The sequence below is a fragment of the Pseudomonas sp. SZ57 genome (assembly GCF_009495975.1).
In the GTDB taxonomy this organism is placed as follows: Bacteria; Pseudomonadota; Gammaproteobacteria; order Pseudomonadales; family Pseudomonadaceae; genus Aquipseudomonas; species Aquipseudomonas syringae.
Map to the genome: position 1 here is coordinate 61,579 of NZ_WIBD01000002.1, position 18,207 is coordinate 79,785.

At 58.8% G+C, this 18,207-nt stretch carries 21 protein-coding genes; 16 read left to right on the forward strand and 5 right to left on the reverse strand.

Features of this window, described 5'->3' with window-relative positions; genetic code table 11:
• Nucleotides 1-286: 286 nt before the first annotated feature.
• Nucleotides 287-424 (reverse strand): hypothetical protein, encoded by a 138-nt coding sequence (locus GE543_RS00490; RefSeq protein ID WP_003369471.1) that lies wholly within the window; start codon nt 422-424, stop codon nt 287-289.
• A gap of 333 nt (nt 425-757) precedes the next feature.
• Here GE543_RS00490 and GE543_RS00495 point away from each other — a divergent pair, with 333 nt between their 5' ends.
• The 15 genes from GE543_RS00495 (at nt 758) to GE543_RS00565 (ending at nt 13,687) form a co-directional block, all read left to right on the forward strand.
• Nucleotides 758-1,459 carry a DUF3053 domain-containing protein gene (locus GE543_RS00495; RefSeq protein ID WP_003410332.1) on the forward strand — a complete coding sequence of 234 codons (702 nt, stop codon included), beginning with the start codon at nt 758-760 and terminating at the stop codon, nt 1,457-1,459.
• 109 nt (nt 1,460-1,568) lie between these two features.
• Entirely contained in the window at nt 1,569-2,114 is a 546-nt protein-coding gene (locus tag GE543_RS00500) for a GNAT family N-acetyltransferase (RefSeq protein WP_153220135.1), read from the forward strand.
• Nucleotides 2,115-2,144: 30 nt separating this feature from the next.
• Nucleotides 2,145-2,768, forward strand: a complete 624-nt coding sequence (locus tag GE543_RS00505) for a glutathione S-transferase family protein (protein ID WP_046270532.1) — start codon at nt 2,145-2,147, stop codon at nt 2,766-2,768.
• A gap of 70 nt (nt 2,769-2,838) precedes the next feature.
• Nucleotides 2,839-3,264 carry a DUF3830 family protein gene (locus GE543_RS00510; protein WP_371927053.1) on the forward strand — a complete coding sequence of 142 codons (426 nt, stop codon included), beginning with the start codon at nt 2,839-2,841 and terminating at the stop codon, nt 3,262-3,264.
• Between the two features lie 115 nt (nt 3,265-3,379).
• The gene (locus tag GE543_RS00515; RefSeq protein WP_003369485.1) at nt 3,380-3,823 is read left to right on the forward strand and encodes a hemerythrin domain-containing protein; all 444 of its coding nucleotides are present in this window, start codon (nt 3,380-3,382) and stop codon (nt 3,821-3,823) included.
• Nucleotides 3,824-3,871: 48 nt separating this feature from the next.
• Nucleotides 3,872-4,231 (forward strand): hypothetical protein, encoded by a 360-nt coding sequence (locus GE543_RS27290; RefSeq protein ID WP_003410340.1) that lies wholly within the window; start codon nt 3,872-3,874, stop codon nt 4,229-4,231.
• Nucleotides 4,232-4,590: 359 nt separating this feature from the next.
• Nucleotides 4,591-5,442 (forward strand): transporter substrate-binding domain-containing protein, encoded by an 852-nt coding sequence (locus GE543_RS00525; RefSeq protein WP_003416527.1) that lies wholly within the window; start codon nt 4,591-4,593, stop codon nt 5,440-5,442.
• Between the two features lie 63 nt (nt 5,443-5,505).
• Nucleotides 5,506-6,168, forward strand: a complete 663-nt coding sequence (locus tag GE543_RS00530; protein WP_003410344.1) for an amino acid ABC transporter permease — start codon at nt 5,506-5,508, stop codon at nt 6,166-6,168.
• A gap of 9 nt (nt 6,169-6,177) precedes the next feature.
• The gene (locus GE543_RS00535) at nt 6,178-6,840 is read left to right on the forward strand and encodes an amino acid ABC transporter permease (protein ID WP_003304383.1); all 663 of its coding nucleotides are present in this window, start codon (nt 6,178-6,180) and stop codon (nt 6,838-6,840) included.
• On the forward strand, nt 6,837-7,622 hold the full coding sequence (locus tag GE543_RS00540) for an amino acid ABC transporter ATP-binding protein (protein WP_003410346.1): 786 nt from the start codon (nt 6,837-6,839) through the stop codon (nt 7,620-7,622). The genes GE543_RS00535 and GE543_RS00540 overlap by 4 nt, the downstream gene beginning before the upstream one ends.
• A gap of 40 nt (nt 7,623-7,662) precedes the next feature.
• Complete coding sequence (locus GE543_RS00545; RefSeq protein ID WP_153220139.1) at nt 7,663-8,049, forward strand: RidA family protein; 387 nt, start codon at nt 7,663-7,665, stop codon at nt 8,047-8,049.
• Between the two features lie 82 nt (nt 8,050-8,131).
• Nucleotides 8,132-8,896 carry an IclR family transcriptional regulator gene (locus tag GE543_RS00550; RefSeq protein ID WP_003317643.1) on the forward strand — a complete coding sequence of 255 codons (765 nt, stop codon included), beginning with the start codon at nt 8,132-8,134 and terminating at the stop codon, nt 8,894-8,896.
• 16 nt (nt 8,897-8,912) lie between these two features.
• Nucleotides 8,913-10,115, forward strand: a complete 1,203-nt coding sequence (locus tag GE543_RS00555) for an amino acid deaminase (RefSeq protein ID WP_153220141.1) — start codon at nt 8,913-8,915, stop codon at nt 10,113-10,115.
• A gap of 26 nt (nt 10,116-10,141) precedes the next feature.
• Nucleotides 10,142-11,065 carry a sugar kinase gene (locus tag GE543_RS00560; protein ID WP_153220143.1) on the forward strand — a complete coding sequence of 308 codons (924 nt, stop codon included), beginning with the start codon at nt 10,142-10,144 and terminating at the stop codon, nt 11,063-11,065.
• A gap of 129 nt (nt 11,066-11,194) precedes the next feature.
• The gene (locus tag GE543_RS00565) at nt 11,195-13,687 is read left to right on the forward strand and encodes a UvrD-helicase domain-containing protein (RefSeq protein WP_371927054.1); all 2,493 of its coding nucleotides are present in this window, start codon (nt 11,195-11,197) and stop codon (nt 13,685-13,687) included.
• A gap of 10 nt (nt 13,688-13,697) precedes the next feature.
• Here the strand turns inward: GE543_RS00565 and GE543_RS00570 are convergent, their stop codons facing one another.
• Nucleotides 13,698-13,964 carry a DUF1652 domain-containing protein gene (locus GE543_RS00570; protein ID WP_032698502.1) on the reverse strand — a complete coding sequence of 89 codons (267 nt, stop codon included), beginning with the start codon at nt 13,962-13,964 and terminating at the stop codon, nt 13,698-13,700.
• A gap of 389 nt (nt 13,965-14,353) precedes the next feature.
• Here GE543_RS00570 and GE543_RS00575 point away from each other — a divergent pair, with 389 nt between their 5' ends.
• Complete coding sequence (locus GE543_RS00575) at nt 14,354-15,433, forward strand: polyamine ABC transporter substrate-binding protein (protein ID WP_003416537.1); 1,080 nt, start codon at nt 14,354-14,356, stop codon at nt 15,431-15,433.
• 6 nt (nt 15,434-15,439) lie between these two features.
• Here GE543_RS00575 and GE543_RS00580 read toward each other — a convergent pair whose 3' ends face one another.
• Genes GE543_RS00580 through GE543_RS00590 form a run of 3 tightly spaced genes read right to left on the reverse strand, consistent with a single transcriptional unit; the run spans nt 15,440 to nt 18,015 of the window.
• Complete coding sequence (locus GE543_RS00580) at nt 15,440-16,153, reverse strand: ABC transporter ATP-binding protein (protein ID WP_153220145.1); 714 nt, start codon at nt 16,151-16,153, stop codon at nt 15,440-15,442.
• Between the two features lie 3 nt (nt 16,154-16,156).
• Nucleotides 16,157-17,008, reverse strand: coding sequence for an ABC transporter permease (locus GE543_RS00585; RefSeq protein ID WP_153220147.1), 852 nt, complete (start codon nt 17,006-17,008; stop codon nt 16,157-16,159).
• Nucleotides 17,005-18,015 (reverse strand): aliphatic sulfonate ABC transporter substrate-binding protein, encoded by a 1,011-nt coding sequence (locus GE543_RS00590; RefSeq protein ID WP_032702883.1) that lies wholly within the window; start codon nt 18,013-18,015, stop codon nt 17,005-17,007. The genes GE543_RS00585 and GE543_RS00590 overlap by 4 nt, the downstream gene beginning before the upstream one ends.
• Nucleotides 18,016-18,207: the final 192 nt, after the last annotated feature.

Genomic DNA, 18,207 nt, shown 5'->3' on the forward strand with positions numbered 1-18,207 from the left:
GCAAGGGCGCTGATTGCCGAAATGCGCTATTCACTAGATTGTTTTCGGATGTAAGGTCAGACAGGTGATGTTGATTTAATATTGATTGGCTACTACTTGATGGCAACAGGATCTTTTGCTGTTCGCAGTCAGAGCGTCGCATCATTAGATGCGCGGTGATACACCACAAACAGGTATCAAGAGCGATACATTTGCGTGGGGCAAGTTGGGCGAAGTCATTCACAGGAGGGTTTTTCTGCAAGGCCCGGTGATCACCGGGCCTGCCATTTCTGGTGTGTGGTAACGGTTAGTCGGATTTCCTTTCCTGCTTCTTCCTCCTGAACCAGCTTCCCAGCGCGTGGAAAGGGTGAATGAACATCGCAATCGCTCCAAGCAGAAAGACGATGGAGACAAGGATCAGACCCAGCCCTTCGTGTGCAAACATAGTGATTGACTCCTGTTGTCACTTTGTCGGTCCGTTGAAGAGTAGCGGCTGAAACGTTTCACCTCATGAAGAAATGTTAAGGAACTTTCCCGAAGCAGCTTTCAGGCAGCGCCGCGTGCCGGTCAGACCCACGCTCGGCGTGGCGCAGACGCCCGGTTTTGCTGCGCCAAACCCGTCGGGTTGAGCGCTGGCGTGGCCCATGGATGGCATTCCGACAAGTATCTTCAGTGCCGTCGCGGAACTAGATGAGGCGATGACGAGACTATAAGCACGCTCGTGTTCAGCAGGCGTGGCCTGTGAGCGTGCATTCTTATGATCCCGGAGGTTACTGACATGAAGTCCCTTTTCCGTCCAGCTTTGCTGCTGGCTGTCGCTTTACCCCTGTTCCTGGCCGGCTGCGGAGACAAGGAGCCCGAGCAGCGCACTGCGTTCACTCAGTTCCTGCAAACCCGAATCGTCGACAAGCCAGGCGTGCATGTGCCCAAGCTGACGGATGAGGAGAAGAAAACCTTTGGTGACTACACCTCGCACTACGCGGTCATCTCCGACTTCGGCGCAGGCATGGATTCTGCGGTACAGCCGCTCGCCGGCTTGATGCAGAAAGGCTCTTTTCATTCGGTCAGCGATGTCATTCAACGTCGTGCTGACCTGGCTGCCGTGCAGACAGGCCTTGATGAAGTGGGCGAAAAGCTGACCATCGAGCAGGGCAAGGCAGACGCCGCCCGCGCGAAACTCAAACAGCCGGAAGACCTGAAGGTGGTTTACGACAAGGCCTACGACCGAACTGTCAGCGTACCCGCCAACACCTTCCGCGAAGTGCTGCCGCAGATAAAGGGCACCTTTTCCAGTGGCTTGAAGGTTGCCGATTATGTGGACGCGCACAAATCGCAGATCGATATCTCGGGTTCGACGATCACCGTCAAGGATCCTGTGGTCCAGACCGAGCTCAACAAACTCCTGCAAGAGCTGAACGAGCAGGGCAAAAACGCTCAACAAGCCCAGTCCAAGCTGCAATCGCTGATGACCGGCCGCTGATATCGAGCTGCTGCGTCTGAAGTGACGGCCCGGCCCTGATGCCGGGCCGGTCCTTGTGTCAGGTATGATTCGGCCATCTGTCTGCCTGATGCCGGGAATCAACCGCCTGATGACTAACCCCTCTTCAATGACCATTACCCTGCGTGATGCTTCCTCTGCGGATGCGTTGTGCCTTTCGGCGCTCGGTATGCAGGTTTTTTTCGACACCTACGCAACGCAGGGCATTCGACAGTCCATCGCCCGCGAGGCGCTGGAAGCTTTCTCGCCTGCGAACTTCGCACAACTGCTCATCGAGCCGACAACGTTCATCGTCGTGGCGGAGTCGCAAGGGCATTTGATCGGCTTTGCTCAGGTCGCGTTGCGCACCGACCACGCAATGCTCGGTGTGTCGACCGCCGCCGAGTTGCAACGTCTCTATGTGCAGGAGCGTTTCACAGGGCGTGGAGCGGGGCGGCTGCTACTTGAAGCCGCCGAGCGGCGTGCAACAATCCTTCATGCCTCGCTATTATGGGCGACGGTCTGGGTTGGCAACCCGCGTGCGCTGGCGTTCTATCCTCGTCAAGGCTATGAATGGAAAGGTACGCCGCACTATGTGTTTCAGGGCGAGACACATGAGAATCACCTGTTTGCCAAGCCGCTGATGACTACTGACTGACACGACGTTGCTGTGCAACAAGGACGCTGAATGCTGCGCATACTGGGCAAGACCTCCTCGATCAACGTACGAAAAGTGCTCTGGACCTGCGAGGAGCTGAAGATACCCTTCACTCAGGAGGACTGGGGGTCAGGCTTCAAACCTGCCAACACCGATGAGTTTGTCGCGCTCAACCCGAATGCCATGGTGCCGGTTATCGTTGATGATGACTTCGTGCTTTGGGAGTCCAACAGCATCGTTCGCTATCTGGCCAACCGTTATGCGGGCGACTCTGTTTATCCGCTGGACCCACGTGCCAGGGCGCACACCGATCAGTGGATCGACTGGCAAGGCTCGGATCTGAACCGATCATGGAGTTATGCCTTCATGTCACTGGTACGACGCTCGACCGAGCACAAGGACCCTGCCGCCATAGCCGCGTCCTGTGCCCAGTGGGCCAGGCATATGCAGATACTCGACAGGCAGCTGGAAAAGACCGGCGCCTATGTCTGTGGCGAGCGTTTTACCCTGGCTGACATCCCCATCGGTCTTTCGGTCAATCGCTGGTTCGAGACGCCTCTCGAACATCCCGACCTGCCCGCCGTCAATGCGTATTACGAACGCCTGAGCCACCGTTCCGGCTACCTTCTGTACGGGCGCAACGGAACTCCGTGACGGTTCGTCGGGCTCGCGTTTATCCTTGGGCACCATTGTGAGTCTTGTTGCCTGTCAAGGAGTCGTCGAAGTGACCACCATCAAAATTACCGCGGGCGGATACGAGTTTCTCGCCCAATCCCATCCGGATGCGCCGCAAACGGTGGAAGCGTTTCTCAAGCTGCTGCCTTATCGGCAGAAATTTATCCATGTGCGCTGGAGCGGTGAGGGCTGCTGGGTGCCGCTGGATGATTATCAGTTGAAACTGGATGACACATTGATCGGCTTCGAGAACGCAACCAGCCATCCTTCGGTGGGCGACATTCTTTTCTACCCGGGCGGTTACAGCGAAACCGAGATTATCCTTGCCTACGGTTCGTGCTGTTTCGCCAGCAAGATGGGGCAGTTGGCGGGCAACCATTTTCTGACCATTACCCAGGGCAAGGAAAACCTGCGCAAACTGGGCGTGAAGACGCTGTGGGAAGGCGCTCAGGACGTGGTTTTCGAACTGGCCTGAGTCTGCCGCTATTGCGCGATAGGCATTTGCCAGTATTTGTTGGAACTGCTGATCTTCGCCAGGGGTCTAGTCCACGATGCTTCCAGCTCCCGGAAGCCGACCTGGAGACATGACCTTGAATATTTTCGAAGCCCTGCGCGAAAGCCATGACCGTCAACGCAGCTACGCTGATGCCCTGATCCAGACCAGTGGTGACAGCGCCGAACGCGAGAAGGCCTACAAACAGCTCAAGGAAGAACTGCAGGCCCACGAAACGGCCGAAGAACGGTTTTTCTACATTCCTCTGATGGCCCACGACAATGGCGTGGACCTGAGCCGTCACGCCATTTCCGAGCATCACGAGATGGACGAGATGATGGAAGAGCTCGATGAAACCGAGATGTCCAGTCCAGCCTGGCTGGCCACTGCGAAAAAGCTGTCGGAAAAAGTGCACCACCACCTGAAGGAAGAAGAGCAGAAGTTCTTCCAGATGGCGGGCAAATTGCTCGACGAAAAGCAGAAACAGAGTCTTGCCGGCGAATACGTGAAGGAATACGAAGAGCAATTGGCTGAAGGTTGATAGCGCTGTGCAGTGCTAGAATCGGCTTTTTATCAGCGAAGGCATGACATGAAGTTTCTGTTTCTGACAAGCGCGACGGTGATTGCGGCAACCGTATTGACCGGGTGTGCAGCGCCTTCCAGTTCTGCACGTGCCGCAGGACCCTACAAGGTCCTGTCGAGCGCCAAGCAGGATGCTGCCGTTGCCCAGTGCATTCAGGTGACCTGGCAGAACGAAGCCATGTTCGGCACGTCTACTGACGTTTTCCTGCATGACCTGTCCGGCGGCGGCTTCACCGTGTTTACCACTGAATCGACCTACTTCGCCGACGTGCGCGGCAAAGGCCCGACCACTGCGGTCGAGTTTTATGCTCCGCAAGGCGATGCTCAGGCCGCGTTGCGCTCTGCGGCCATTGCTACCTGTCTTTGAGTCTTTTCCCACTGACACCTCTCATTCCCATGCTCCCGCATGGGGATGCCGTTCTGGACGCTTTGCATGCGCCCACTCATGCTTCGGGCTTGTCCGGGTCAGTACTCCACGCCCGATAACAGCGCATGCGCACGAAAGTGGGGCCTTACCACTCATATGTGGCAATCGGTAGCGTTACCTGCGAAATCCGCCCGCAATGTCCTGATTCAAGCCTGAATCCCAGTCTGTTGATTTGCCTCGACTTTTTCATGTGGTGTTTTGCGCATGTTCTCTGTGGCACACTTTCTGCTGTCTATTCCGTTGTTACATACCTGTATCCGCTATAGCGGAATAACGAATACTTCGGCGGAGTTTAAGTCATGCATCGCGGACCTTCCTTTGTGAAAGCTTGTGCCTTTGTTCTTTCAGCTTCATTCATGCTGGCCAATACGGTGCAGGCAGCCGAAGGCAGCAAGCTGGATGCAGTATTGAAACGTGGCAATCTGGTGGTAGGCACGGGCAGTACCAATGCTCCGTGGCACTTTCAGGGCGCGGACGGCAAGTTGCAGGGCTTCGATATCGACATTGGCAGAATCATCGCCAAGGGCCTGTTCAATGATCCGAGCAAGGTGGAGTTTGTCGTGCAGTCCTCGGATGCACGTATTCCCAACCTGCTGACCGACAAGGTCGACATCAGCTGCCAGTTCATCACCGTTACCGCCAGTCGCGCGCAGCAGGTGGCATTCACCCTGCCGTACTACCGCGAGGGCGTGGCGCTGCTGTTGCCTGCCAATAGCAAGTACAAGGAAATCGATGACCTGAAGGCAGCAGGTGACGATGTGACCGTGGCCGTACTGCAAAACGTGTACGCCGAGGAACTGGTGCACCAGGCACTGCCCAAGGCCAAGGTCGATCAATACGACAGCGTCGACCTGATGTACCAGGCGATCAACTCCGGGCGTGCCGATACAGCGGCCACCGATCAGTCTTCGGTCAAGTACCTGATGGTGCAGAACCCTGGCCGCTACCGTTCGCCGGCCTTTGCCTGGAGCCCGCAAACCTATGCCTGCGCGGTCAAGCGTGGCGACCAGGACTGGCTGAACTTCGTCAACACCGCATTGCATGAAGCCATGACCGGTGTCGAGTTCCCGGCTTACGCGGCGTCGTTCAAGCAATGGTTCGGTGTCGATCTGCCGGTGCCTGCAATCGGTTTTCCGATGGAATACAAATAAGTCCACTCTGACCTTCAGCGGCAGGGCGGGCCCTCGGGCTTTCCCTGCCAGGTACGGGCAAGCATGAATTACCAATTGAATTTTGATGCCGTATGGCGCGACTTCCCCAGTCTTCTGGCGGGGTTGGGCCTTGGCCTGGAACTGGCACTGATCTCGATCGCGATCGGCTGTGTGATCGGGCTGGCGAATGCATTTGCGCTGCTGTCACGCTACAAGGCGTTGCGTATCGTCGCGTCGGTCTACGTGACCGTGGTGCGCAACACGCCGATTCTGGTGTTGATCCTGCTGATCTACTTCGCGTTGCCCGGGCTGGGCATTCGACTGGACAAGCTGGCGTCATTCATCGTCACCTTGTCGCTGTACGCCGGTGCCTATCTGACCGAAGTATTCCGTGCCGGGCTGCTGAGCATCCACAAGGGGCAGCGCGAAGCGGGGCTGGCGATCGGTCTGGGCGAATGGCAGGTGCGGGCCTATATCATCGTGCCGGTCATGTTGCGCAATGTATTGCCGGCACTCTCCAACAACTTCATTTCGCTGTTCAAGGACACCTCGCTGGCGGCCGCCATTGCCGTGCCGGAGCTGACCTATTACGCGCGCAAGATCAACGTCGAAAGCTATCGGGTGATCGAAACCTGGCTGGTGACCACAGCACTCTATGTGGTGGCCTGCTACGTGATCGCTCTGCTTTTGCGCACCCTCGAACAACGTCTGGCGATTCGCCGCTAGGAGGCTGTCATGTATCAACCCCCTGGCTGGTTGCAGGAATTGTGGAATGCGCGAGAAGTGCTCTGGTCCGGCTTTCTGACCAGTATCCAGTGCTCGGCGCTGGCGATTGCCGCAGGTACGCTGATCGGCATGCTGGCCGGTCTGGTGCTGACCTACGGCGGTTTTTTCGCCCGCTTGCCGATTCGCCTCTATGTGGATCTGATTCGCGGTACCCCGGTGTTCGTGCTGGTGCTGGCGGTCTTTTATATGGTGCCGGCGCTGGGTTGGCAGATCAGCGCGTTTCAGGCCGGCGCAATAGGCTTGACGCTGTTTTGCGGCTCTCACGTTTCGGAAATCGTGCGCGGCGCCCTGCAGGCCATTCCCCGTGGCCAACTGGAAGCCGGCAAGGCCATCGGTCTGCGCTTCAATCAGTCGCTGCGCTACGTGTTGCTGCCTCAGGCCATGCGCCAGATCCTGCCGACCTGGGTCAACTCCTCGACCGAGATCGTCAAGGCGTCGACGCTGCTTTCGGTGATCGGTGTGGCTGAACTGCTGCTCAGCACCCAACAGGTGATCGCGCGCACGTTCATGACCCTGGAGTTTTACCTGTTTGCAGGTTTCCTGTTCTTTCTCATCAACTACGCCATCGAGCTTCTTGGGCGGCAAATCGAAAAACGGGTGGCATTGCCATGACACAGACTCACAACCCCGGCCCGGCGCTGCTCAGCATCGAGGGCCTGCATAAATCCTACGGCCAAGTGGAAGTGCTCAAGGGTGTCGATCTGCGCATGCAGAAAGGCAATGTCGTGACCCTGATCGGTTCCAGCGGCTCGGGCAAGACCACCTTGCTGCGCTGCGTCAACCTGCTGGAAGAGTTTCAGGGCGGGCATATCCGTCTTGAGGGGCAGGACATCGGTTACAGCAACGTAGACGGCAAGCGCACCCGCCATCCGGAGCGCCTGATCGCGCAACACCGGGCAATGACCGGCATGGCCTTCCAGCAATTCAACCTGTTTCCGCACCTCAGCGCCTTGCAGAACGTCACCCTGGGCCTGCTCAAGGTCAAGAAGATGCCCAAGGATCAGGCCGTTGCGCTGGCCGAAAAGTGGCTGGACCGGGTCGGCCTGCTGGAGCGGCGCAATCACTTTCCCGGTCAGTTGTCCGGCGGGCAGCAGCAGCGTGTGGCGATTGCCCGCGCCATTGCCATGAACCCCAGCCTGATGCTGTTTGACGAAGTCACGTCGGCACTCGATCCGGAACTGGTAGGCGAAGTGCTGAGCGTCATCAAGGACCTGGCCGAGGAGGGCATGACCATGCTGCTGGTGACGCACGAAATGCGTTTCGCCTACGAAGTGTCGGACCAGATCGTGTTCATGAATCAGGGCCGCATCGAAGAGCAGGGGCCGCCCAAGGCCTTGTTCGAGCAGCCGAAGTCGGCGCGCTTGAGCGAGTTTCTCAAGAACATCCGTTTTTAAACCTTCATTACGTTTAATGCTTCAAGACAAGGAAAAACTCATGACTATTACCCGTTATGGCGCAGGCAGCACAGCAGGGGGCGGTCAGTCACGTCCATTCGCTCGCGCAGTCGAGGCTGACGGCTGGTTGCACGTTTCCGGCCAGGTACCTGCGCAGGATGGCGAGATCATCGTCGGCGGCATCGTCGAGCAGACGCATCAGACCATGCGCAACCTGATCGCGATTCTTGAAGAGGCCGGTTATGCGCTCAAGGATGTGATCCGGGTCGGCGTGTGGCTGGAGGACCCGCGGGACTTCTGGAGTTTCAACAAGGTGTTCGGTGAGTACTTCACCCCCGAGCATGCGCCGGCACGCGCTTGCGTTCAGGCGAGCATGATGGTCGACTGCAAGGTCGAAATCGACTGTATTGCCTACAAGCGCAAATAGCACACGTGCAGCCACACGTTGCAAGCCAGAAGCCCGATCACCTGAGGCTTTTGGCTCGCCGCTTTCCCAAGGAATGAACCTCATGACCGAAGACACTATCAAGCGCCGGGCACGTGGACTGGACCGGGCGTTCGATATCCTGGATTTTCTCAAGGAAAAGGCCAGGCCCATGCGCCCCAATGAGATTGCCAGCGGGATCGGCAGCCCCAAATCGACGGTTTACGAACTGGTGGCATCGTTGCTGGAGCGGCGGATTCTGGAGACAGTGGGCAAAGACGGGCATGTCTATCTTGGCCGTCAGTTGTATTTCCTGGGGCAGGCACACTTGCGGCACTTCGATTTCACTCGCGAGGCCGAAGCCTGCCTGTGCGAGATCGTCAGCCAGACGCGGGAAACTGCGCAGATGTGCCTGCTCAATGGTCGCAAATACACCGTGGCGCTGATGAAGGAGGGCGAGCGTCATTTCAGGATTTCTTCGGACATCGGCGAAAACGCGCCCATCCCATGGACGGCGTCCGGGCGTCTGTTGCTCAGCCACCTGAGCGATCAGCAGATCATCGACCTGATCGACCCCGATGATTTCATTCTGCCGGGTGGCGAACGTCTGCCGCTGGAGACCTTTCTTCGGGAAATCCGCAAGGCCGGCGAGGAGGGCTTCTTTTCCTTCAACAGCGTGGCTGACACCTTCACACACTGCTTCGCCGCCCCCGTGAACAACGAACACGGTCAGTGCATCGCCACACTGTGCATCGTCGCGCCGCGTGCCGACGCCAAGACCCACTACGACGACTACCGGCGGGTGCTGATCGACAGCGCCAATGGCCTGGCTCGCCGTATCAATGAATAACCGCAGGAGATTACCGATGAGCACCGCCGTAATGGACAAGGGTACTGCGCAGCCGGGTGACAGCCTGGTCAGTGATGTCAGCCTGCCCGCGCTGGTGATTCACAATCAGGCGCTGCAACACAATATTCGCTGGATGCAGCAGTTTGTCAGCGACAGCGGTGCAGAACTGGCACCGCACGGCAAGACCAGCATGGTGCCCGCGCTGTTTCGCCGGCAACTGGACGCGGGCGCATGGGGCATGACCCTCGCCACGGCAGTCCAGACGCAGGCTGCCTATGCGCATGGCGTGCGCCGGGTGCTGATGGCCAACCAGTTGGTCGGTGCGCCGAACATGGCAATCGTCGCCGACATGCTGGCTGATCCCATGTTCGAGTTTCACTGCATGGTCGACCACCCGGACAACGTCGCTGCGCTGGGCGAGTTTTTCGCTGCGCGTGGCCTGCGTTTGAACGTGATGATCGAATACGGCGTACCCGGCGGGCGCTGCGGCTGCCGTAGCGAAGAGCAGGTGCTGGCGCTGGCCGACGCTGTTCTGGCTCAACCGGCGCTGGCATTGACCGGCATCGAAGGGTACGAGGGCGTCATCCACGGCGACTACGCCATCCAGGGCATCAAGGCCTTTGCCGCGTCGCTGGTACGCCTGGCTGTCGACCTGCAGGACAAGGGCGCCTTCGCTCTGGATCGCCCGATCGTCACTGCGTCCGGCTCGGCCTGGTATGACCTGATCGCCGAAGCATTCGACGCCCAGGCTGTTCGCGAGCGCTTCCTCAGCGTGCTGCGACCAGGCAGCTATGTGGTGCATGACCACGGCATCTACAAGGACGCGCAGTGCTGCGTGCTGGATCGGCGCGCCGAATTGAGCGAAGCGCTGCGGCCGGCTCTGGAGGTCTGGGCGCATGTGCAATCCATGCCGGAACCGGGCTTTGCAGTGATTGCCATGGGCAAGCGCGACGTGGCCTACGACGCCGGGTTGCCCAACCCGCTGCTGCGTTACAAGCCGGGCGCGCGATCGGCTGGCGACGATGTGAGCGCTTGCAAGGTGACGGCCGTCATGGACCAGCACGCATTCATGACTGTCGCACCCGGATGCGAGTTGAAGGTCGGCGATATCATTTCCTTCGGCACCTCGCACCCGTGTCTGACGTTCGACAAGTGGCGTTCAGGTTGTCTGGTGGATAATGACTTGCGGGTGATAGAGCCTTTCAGTACGTATTTCTAGATAAGTATTTGCAGGAGTATCGTCACATGAGCCTTCCACGGGTCGCCCTGATCGGCGAATGCATGATCGAACTGCAACAGCATGCCGATGGCGGTCTGCGCCAGAGCTTCGGCGGAGACACACTCAATACGGCGGTCTACCTTTCCCGATTGCTGGGTGAGCGGGCCAAGGTCGACTACGTCACGGCACTGGGTGACGACAGCTTCAGCGATGCGATGTGCCGCATCTGGACGGACGAGGGCATCGGTCTGGGCAAGGTGCAGCGCCTGCCCGGACGCTTGCCGGGACTCTACTGCATCCAGACCGACGCCAATGGTGAGCGGCGCTTTCTCTACTGGCGCAACGAAGCTGCCGTGCGCGACTGCTTCATGACCGCGGCGGCCGAGCCGATCCTGGCAGCGTTGGCCAGCTATGACGTGCTGTATTTCAGTGGCATCACCCTGGCAGTGCTTGGCGAGCAGGGGCGTGCCAGACTGCTGGAGGCATTGGCGCGTGCGCGTCAACGTGGAGTCAGGGTCGCCTTCGACAATAACTATCGTCCGCGGCTGTGGGCCAGTGTCGAGCAGGCCCGCGAAGCCTACCGTGCGTGTCTGCAGCATGTAGACCTGGCCTTGCTGACCGAAGACGACGAGCAGGCACTGTATGGCTATGCCGACAGCGAACAACTGCTGGCCGCCTATCGTGGGCGCGGCATCGGTGAAATCGTCGTCAAGCGTGGCGCGCAGAGTTGCCTGGTCGAAGCGGGCGGCGAACGTTTCGAAATCGCAGCGCAGCAGGTCGAGCGTGTGGTCGACACCACGGCGGCGGGTGATTCCTTCAGTGCTGGCTATCTCGCGGCCCGGCTCACGGGTGACCACCCGCTGCAGGCGGCGGAAGCAGGGCATCGCCTGGCCAGTATCGTGATTCAGCACCCAGGCGCGCTGGTGCCCAAGTCGGTCATGCCAGTCTGATAGCACTTGCCACGGAACATGCAGTTGATCGGCTAACACACTGACAGACAAGCATTTCGCTGGAACCCGCGCGAAAATCCGGCCACCATAGGCGACCTTTTCGCCTGCGAGCCCACCACCGGAGTCTGCGTGCCTGACGACCTGCCTTCTGCGCTTCCTCATGACCTGGATGTCGACCTTGTACCGCCCCGGCAATTGCCGTTTTTTCGACGCCTGTTGGCGCGGCTGATGGGGCGTGGTCTTACCGGACTGCGCTCGCAGCACGCGCCCTCATGGTCGCAGGGGCATGCCGACGGTTATCTGAACGGCCACATCGAAGGCGTGCGTGAAGGCTATGAAGAGGGTTATCTGGATGGCCAGGAGTCGGGCCGTCAGGTGCTGGTCATCAGCGATACCCGACCAGCCCGGCATCGTGGCCCCAAAGTCGATGATCATCTGTTCGATGACTGGCGACTGGCGCTCACACCTGAACTGAAAAAGCGCATCAAGGCCGATGTTGCTGAAAAACTCCCCGTACATGCCCAGCCCAGCGCGGCGCAGTGGAAGATGATTTTCAGCGATACGCCGTCTACCTACGTGATTGCCGGGGCGGGTGCAGGCAAATCCACGTCGCTGGTCCTGCGGATTCTGTTGCTGCACCACTACCTGGGCTTCGAACTGAACGCCATGACGGTGGTGACCTTCACCCGAGAGTCGCGCAAGGACTTCATCAGCAAACTGATCGATGTCATGGCCCTGTGGGGGCATGCGCTGGAGCAAAAGCAGGCGCGCGAGGTGGTACGCACCTTCCATTCGCGCATTCTGCCTCTGGTGCGCAGCCTGCCCGGTTTTGAGCAGCTGCGCGCGTTCGAGAACCTGAGCAGTCAGTCTTCCGGCCTGGAAGAGGCGGACAGCAACCCCTTCGACTTGCGGATCAACGATGCGCAGCGCCAGCAACTCAATCTCTGCTACCGCGATCTTTACGCTGGCAATGAGCGTTTTCGCGAAGTCATGGCGCCGCTGTATCGCCATGCCCTGCAGCTCAAGGAACTGGACCGCGATCACCCTGATGTGCAGAAACGGGTCGCCGTGACCGAGCTGTCCTCGAAACGCGATGAAGAGTGGTGCGATACCGTTGAAGACTTGTGGATCCGCGCCGGGGCCTGGCCTATAAAGGGCATTGAGCCCATTCGCCAAGCTGTTGAAATAAATGGTTTTTCGTTTTCGTTTCACGGCTATATCGCCGAGCTGGATGCCTGGGTCGTGCTGGGTCTGGACGCCAGTGAGGACCAGCAACTCAAGCGGCCGGGCGCCAAGCTGCCGGTATGGGCAGAGGGCGTGATAAAGCGCACCCTGTTTCAAGCTTTCTGCAGTAAGCCATTGATATGGATGGATAACTACCAGTCGGCCAAAGAGGTTTTGCAATCCCTGGCGGGGGATGCCGTCGCGGGGCCTGGATTCGATTACCGGGTCAAGGGTGAACTCGGTGCGGCACCCTTGCTGGACTGTTTTGTCACGGCTGCCAGCTTCATCGAGAACCTCGGGCTGGACGTGCCGAGCGCTGTGTCCGAGATGAGTTTTGCCAGCGATGACCCGGACCGTTTCTTCTTCGAAGCGCTCAGCCTGTTCTGGAAAGCCTTCGAAACGCACCTTCTGGCTCAATCGCCGCCGATCATGACCTACAACCGCATGTTTGCCTTGTTCGGCGAAACGTCACCCGAGAATCTCAAGCACGTCAGTGATCCGATGCTCAGACCTCTCGCGCATTTGATGATCGACGAATTCCAGGATGTCTCGCCGCAGATCGTTTCCTGGCTACGCGCCAGCCTGCGCGAAATCAGGCGTCGTGGTCCGGCATTGCACACAGGCCGCATCGCTCAGCACTCATCGCTGCTGTGTGTCGGTGACGATTGGCAATCGATCTACGGCTGGCGCGGCAGTTCGCCGAAGTACTTCATGGAGTTCGCAAAGGAGTTTTCCTCCCCGGCGACCACCAGGGTCATGCTCAGTGATAACTTCCGCAGTCATCAGCACATCATCGACGCCGCCGAGCACATCGTCCGCGCTGCCCCGGCTATCCCGGGCAAGAAGGCCCGCGCCAGTGGCCTGCTTCAGGAGCTGCTACCGGTCAAGGTACTGGATCGCGATGAGGACGAGCTTGCCGAGCGGGTCGCCGAGCATTACCACGATGGCGACTCGATCCTGCTGCTGTACCGCAAGGGCAGCGAGAAGGCGCGCTTCTCGGCGCGTCTGCAGGCACTGATCGACGCTGATTCGGCAAATGGCGCGCAGAATCGCCGCATCAGAACGCTCACCTACCACAGTTCCAAAGGCTTGCAGGCGGATGCCGTATTTTTGCTGGGCGATTGTCAGCATCTGACCGTCTCGCCCTACAAGAATCAGGTTTACCGCTTGGCAGGGCTGGGTGATGCGAATGATCTTCAGCCATTCGATACAGCACAGAAGGATGAAGTCTTGCGTCTGGCCTATGTCGCCATTACTCGCTCGGCGCGGCACTGTTATTGGTATATCGATGAAAGCGCCAGTTCGGGAGACGCAGTTCAGATGCCCAAGGCGTCAGACAGGATTGCCCGCGACAAGCCTTTCTTCGAAGACCTGCGCAACAGGGTTCGTGCTGGCTGAGGCGTTCATGTCAGATAAAACCGGCGACCTGTCGTTGGGTATGCGTGCCGAATAACTCCAGCTCATCTTCGATGGCCTCGATGATGCGCTCCACGTCTGCGGCATTCATCACCGTAGAACAGGGCAGGCCGGCAATGGCGACCACGGTTTCACCGCTGGCACGGTCGAAAAGTCGCGCAATCATGCTCCCTGGCGCATCCATCGAGGCTTCAAAGCCCACGGGGTGGAAGTGCCAGCGCATCAGTTGGCATGCATTGGGGAATGTGACTTTAGTCATGACGATGGCCCACCTGAATCAATCGAGCACTTCCCTTGCTCCAATGGGTAGGCAGACAGCCAGAATGCGTCCGGTAAAGCCATGATGACGAGACGATGACCAGCAGTACGCATCATCGGTCGGTCAAGTTGCTTTCCAGCAGGATCGCTGAGCGGTCTGACGAATACTGAAAATAGCATTTGCCAGCGCCGTTCTGGAAAAATTTTTTATGACGCAGCACAAAAAAATCAATTATATGACCCGTGTCATTAGAAGGTATTAATGGGCACGCTCCATGCATTTGCAGAGCCGCTGCCGCAAGTCCTTCAATGGACTGAATTTGCCGTGACGAAGATGGTTTTCGTGCCGGGTCTGGGGCAAGCTGTCGCTATTGACCCGAGGAACCGCACATGCTGAGAAAATCCCTTGCCGCACTGGTGTTGCTGGCCTCGACCAGCCATGCGGCGGAGACGGTCAATATCTACAACTGGACGGACTATATAGCGCCGGACACCCTGAAGAATTTCGAAGCCGCCACCGGTTTCAAGACCACATACGAAACCTTTGAAACCAATGAGGCGCTGAACGCAAAACTGCTGGCGGGTCACTCCGGTCACGATGTGGTTTTTCCGTCCATTCATTTCATGGGACGACAAATCCAGAGCGGGCTGCTCAAAACCCTCGACAAGCGACAGTTGCCCAACTGGAAAAACCTCAACCCGGTCCTGCTCAAGGCGCTGGAGGGCAGTGACCCCGGTAACCAGCATGGTTTCCCTTATCTGTGGGGCAGCACCGGCATCGGCTATGACTCAGCCAAGGTCAAGGCCATCCTCGGCAAGGATGCACCGCTCGATTCTTGGGATCTGGTGCTCAAGCCGGAAAACATGAAAAAGCTTGCCCAATGCGGTGTCGTATTTCTCGACAGCGCACCGGCTCTTCTGCCGATCACCCTGAATTACCTTGGCTTGCCGCCGCACAGCGAAGTACCTGACGACTATCGTCAGGCAAAGGCGGTACTGGACAGCGTACGGCCGTACATACGCAATTTCAGCTCTGCCGATTACATCGCCGACCTCGCGAAGGGCAGGATTTGTGTCGCGGTGGGCTATTCCGGGGATATTTCCCAGGCTCAGGAGCAGGCGCAGAAAGAAGGCAACGGCTTCACCATCGATTATGTCGTTCCGAAGGAGGGCGCGCCCATGTGGTTCGACATGGTCGCCATCCCGGCTGACGCCACCGATACCAAGGGCGCCTACGCGTTCCTGAATTACCTGCTGCGCCCCGAAGTGATCGCCAACATCACCAATACCGTGCATTACGCCAACGGCAATGAAAAGGCGGACGCGCTGATCGGCCCGGGCCTGTGGACCGATACCACGGTGTACCCGGACGCCGACATGCTGAGCCGCCTGTTCGTGATGTCTCAGGTCCCGGACACTATCAATTCGTTTCGCGAGAAGCTCTGGGACACATTCAGGGCCGGCAGGTAACGCTGTTCAGATGACATGGGCCTGCTGCAGTTCGGTCAGCGCCTGAGCCTTCAACCGGGCGAGCAGTGGATCGCGACGATCCCTTGGCATCTGCAGCCCGACCGGCAATTGGTGGGTGATTGTGCCGGGGCGGCGGCCCATCACCAGCACGCGGTCGCTCAGGTACAACGCCTCGTCGACATCATGGGTCACCAGCAACAGGGTGATGGCATGGCGCGCAGCCAGTTGCAGCAGCAAGTCCTGAAGTTTCATCCGGGTAAACGCATCGACTGCGCTGAACGGCTCATCCAGCAGCAACACCGCCGGGTGCGAGTACAGGCCGCGCGCGATAGCCACGCGCTGGGCCATGCCCCCTGACAGCGCTTTGGGCAAGGCGTCGGCAAAACCGGACAGGCCTACTTCTTCGATCAATTGACCGACCCAGTGGCGGTCGTAGCGGTCATCGTCACTGAAACCGATGTTCTGTGCCACGGTCAGCCAGGGCATCAGGCGCGGCTCTTGAAACACGAACGCCACTTCGCCCTGAATACGCTGCACCGAACCACGAAAATCCTGCTCCAGTCCGGCGACAATCCTCAGCAGCGTGCTTTTGCCGCAGCCGCTGGGGCCCAGCAGGCTGACGATTTCACCTGATTGCAGCGACAGATCGATATCACGCAGCACGGTATTGCCCGCGAACGCTTTGTGCTCTACGCGTATGTCCATCAGTGATTCCAGCATCTATCAACCCTCGCGGCTTTGCCCGTTGAATGTATCGCGCCAGGCCAGGAAGCGTTTTTCCAGACTTGCCAACAGGCCGTCGCTGAGTTTGCCCAGTGTCGCCAGAACGATGATGGCCGCCAGCACGATGTCCGGGCGCGAGGTTTCGCGCCCGTCACTGAGCAGGTAGCCCAGGCCTTTGGTGGCCGCGATCAGCTCGGCGGCCACCAGAAACATCCACGACAGGCTCATGCCGCTGCGCAAACCGGTAAACAGGCCGGGCAGGGCGGCGGGCAGAAGAATGCGCCGGGTCAGGCGATAGCGGCTCAAGCCATACATCTGGCCGACTTCCACCAGCTTTCGGTCAATGCCTCGAATCGCGGCCACGCCGTTTAGATAGACCGGAAAGAACGCTCCAATGGCAATCAGCACGATTTTCGATGTCTCGCCAATGCCCAGCCATAGCAGCAGAAGCGGCACCCACGCCAGGCTCGGAATGGAGCGAAGGCCGGCGAATGTCGGCTCCAGATACGCCTCTGCCTCACGACTGAGCCCCACCCACGCGGCAAACACCAGGGCCAGGCTCGCGCCGATCGCAAAGCCGCTGAGTACACGCAACAGACTGGCACTGATGTGCTTCCACAACGCACCGTCTGCCAGGTCACGCAGAGTCAGAACGATCTCGCTGGGCGCTGGCATCTGATAGGCAGGCAGCCAGCCGATACGGACGATAATCTCCAGCAGGACGATGATCACCGCCGGCACTACCAGACCTTTGAGTGGTGTTCTGTAGCGCTGCCAAAGCGTCGTTCGTTTGGCCTTGTCCGGCACTGTTGCCTGTGCTGAGGCAGGCAACGACTTGTTGCGGCTGGTCATGGAGTGGCGATCACGGCTTTGGAGAATTCAGGCGTGATCAGTTGATCGATGACCTGCTCGACATTGACGCCTTTGCGCACCAGATCCTCCGCGACCAGAATCGGCGCTGCGGCCTTGGACGCCTCCACGTCTTTCGCACTCAGTTGCGGGCTGCTCAAGTCTGTGCGGGTCAATTGCAGCCTGGCGACTTCCAGCGGCAGGCCCGACTCGGTCGCCAGCAGCCTGGCCAGCTCATCAGGATTTTTTACTGCCCATTCCCGGGCTTGTTCATAAGCGCTCAATACTGTCCTGATCGCCTGTGGGTGTTCCTTGGCGTAGGTTTCCGTGACGCTCAGTACGCCATAGCTGTTGAAGTCCTTGTTGCGGTAAAGCAGGCGCGAGCCGGACTGTATTTCACTGGCCGCCATGTGCGGGTCAAGCCCTGCCCAGGCATCTACGTCACCTTTTTCAAGGGCTGTGCGCCCATCGGGATGCTGCAGGTGCAGCAGCTCGACATCATCCTTTTTCAGCCCGGCCTTCTGCAGCGCGCGCAAGGTGAACAGATAAGGGTCGGTGCCTTTGGTGGCGGCTATTTTCTTGCCTTTGAGCTCGGCAACCGATTGCAGGGGAGAATCCTTGCGCACCACCAGCGCCGTCCATTCTGCCCGGCTGTAGACATACACCGACTTGATCGGGCTGCCGTTGGCCCGGGCCAGCACCGCAGACAGGCTGGCCGATGAAGCAAAGTCGACGCTGCCACTGTTCAGGTACTCCAGCGAGCGGTTGCTGCCCTGGCTCAACACCCAGGTGACTTTCGCCTCCGGCAGGGCTTTCTCCAGCCAGCCAAAATGCTTGAGCGCCAGGCTGACCGGCGAATAGTAGGCATAGTCCAGACGGATTTCGGCAGGTACGGCCTCGGCGGCCTGCACCGCGCCGTGGAGGCTCAACGCCAATACACAGGTGCTCGCCATCCAGCGAATCAGCGTGCGGGGAGACAACAACCGAAAAGAAACGGGGGGTTGTGGCATAGTGGCGTCCAGGTCAGGAAAACTAGAGCCGCAGCGACCGATTGATATATTCCAAAACAGGCAGTTCGCAGGGCGTGAAATTCACAACAGGAATATTGCACGCTCTATGCCAAACACCAGAGTGCTTGAATTCCGGGGCTTTACGCGGTTTTCCGATGTCCGTGATGTTGATCTGACAGCGGTCTGTTGAAT

Bases quoted from the DNA above. Each gene is read 5' to 3' on its own strand.
- GE543_RS00490 (WP_003369471.1), bottom strand. From the start codon at position 424: ATGTTTGCACACGAAGGGCTGGGTCTGATCCTTGTCTCCATCGTCTTT.
- GE543_RS00495 (WP_003410332.1), top strand. From the start codon at position 758: ATGAAGTCCCTTTTCCGTCCAGCTTTGCTGCTGGCTGTCGCTTTACCC.
- GE543_RS00500 (WP_153220135.1), top strand. From the start codon at position 1,569: ATGACTAACCCCTCTTCAATGACCATTACCCTGCGTGATGCTTCCTCT.
- GE543_RS00505 (WP_046270532.1), top strand. From the start codon at position 2,145: ATGCTGCGCATACTGGGCAAGACCTCCTCGATCAACGTACGAAAAGTG.
- GE543_RS27290 (WP_003410340.1), top strand. From the start codon at position 3,872: ATGAAGTTTCTGTTTCTGACAAGCGCGACGGTGATTGCGGCAACCGTA.
- GE543_RS00525 (WP_003416527.1), top strand. From the start codon at position 4,591: ATGCATCGCGGACCTTCCTTTGTGAAAGCTTGTGCCTTTGTTCTTTCA.
- GE543_RS00530 (WP_003410344.1), top strand. From the start codon at position 5,506: ATGAATTACCAATTGAATTTTGATGCCGTATGGCGCGACTTCCCCAGT.
- GE543_RS00535 (WP_003304383.1), top strand. From the start codon at position 6,178: ATGTATCAACCCCCTGGCTGGTTGCAGGAATTGTGGAATGCGCGAGAA.
- GE543_RS00540 (WP_003410346.1), top strand. From the start codon at position 6,837: ATGACACAGACTCACAACCCCGGCCCGGCGCTGCTCAGCATCGAGGGC.
- GE543_RS00545 (WP_153220139.1), top strand. From the start codon at position 7,663: ATGACTATTACCCGTTATGGCGCAGGCAGCACAGCAGGGGGCGGTCAG.
- GE543_RS00550 (WP_003317643.1), top strand. From the start codon at position 8,132: ATGACCGAAGACACTATCAAGCGCCGGGCACGTGGACTGGACCGGGCG.
- GE543_RS00555 (WP_153220141.1), top strand. From the start codon at position 8,913: ATGAGCACCGCCGTAATGGACAAGGGTACTGCGCAGCCGGGTGACAGC.
- GE543_RS00560 (WP_153220143.1), top strand. From the start codon at position 10,142: ATGAGCCTTCCACGGGTCGCCCTGATCGGCGAATGCATGATCGAACTG.
- GE543_RS00570 (WP_032698502.1), bottom strand. From the start codon at position 13,964: ATGACTAAAGTCACATTCCCCAATGCATGCCAACTGATGCGCTGGCAC.
- GE543_RS00575 (WP_003416537.1), top strand. From the start codon at position 14,354: ATGCTGAGAAAATCCCTTGCCGCACTGGTGTTGCTGGCCTCGACCAGC.
- GE543_RS00580 (WP_153220145.1), bottom strand. From the start codon at position 16,153: ATGCTGGAATCACTGATGGACATACGCGTAGAGCACAAAGCGTTCGCG.
- GE543_RS00585 (WP_153220147.1), bottom strand. From the start codon at position 17,008: ATGACCAGCCGCAACAAGTCGTTGCCTGCCTCAGCACAGGCAACAGTG.
- GE543_RS00590 (WP_032702883.1), bottom strand. From the start codon at position 18,015: ATGCCACAACCCCCCGTTTCTTTTCGGTTGTTGTCTCCCCGCACGCTG.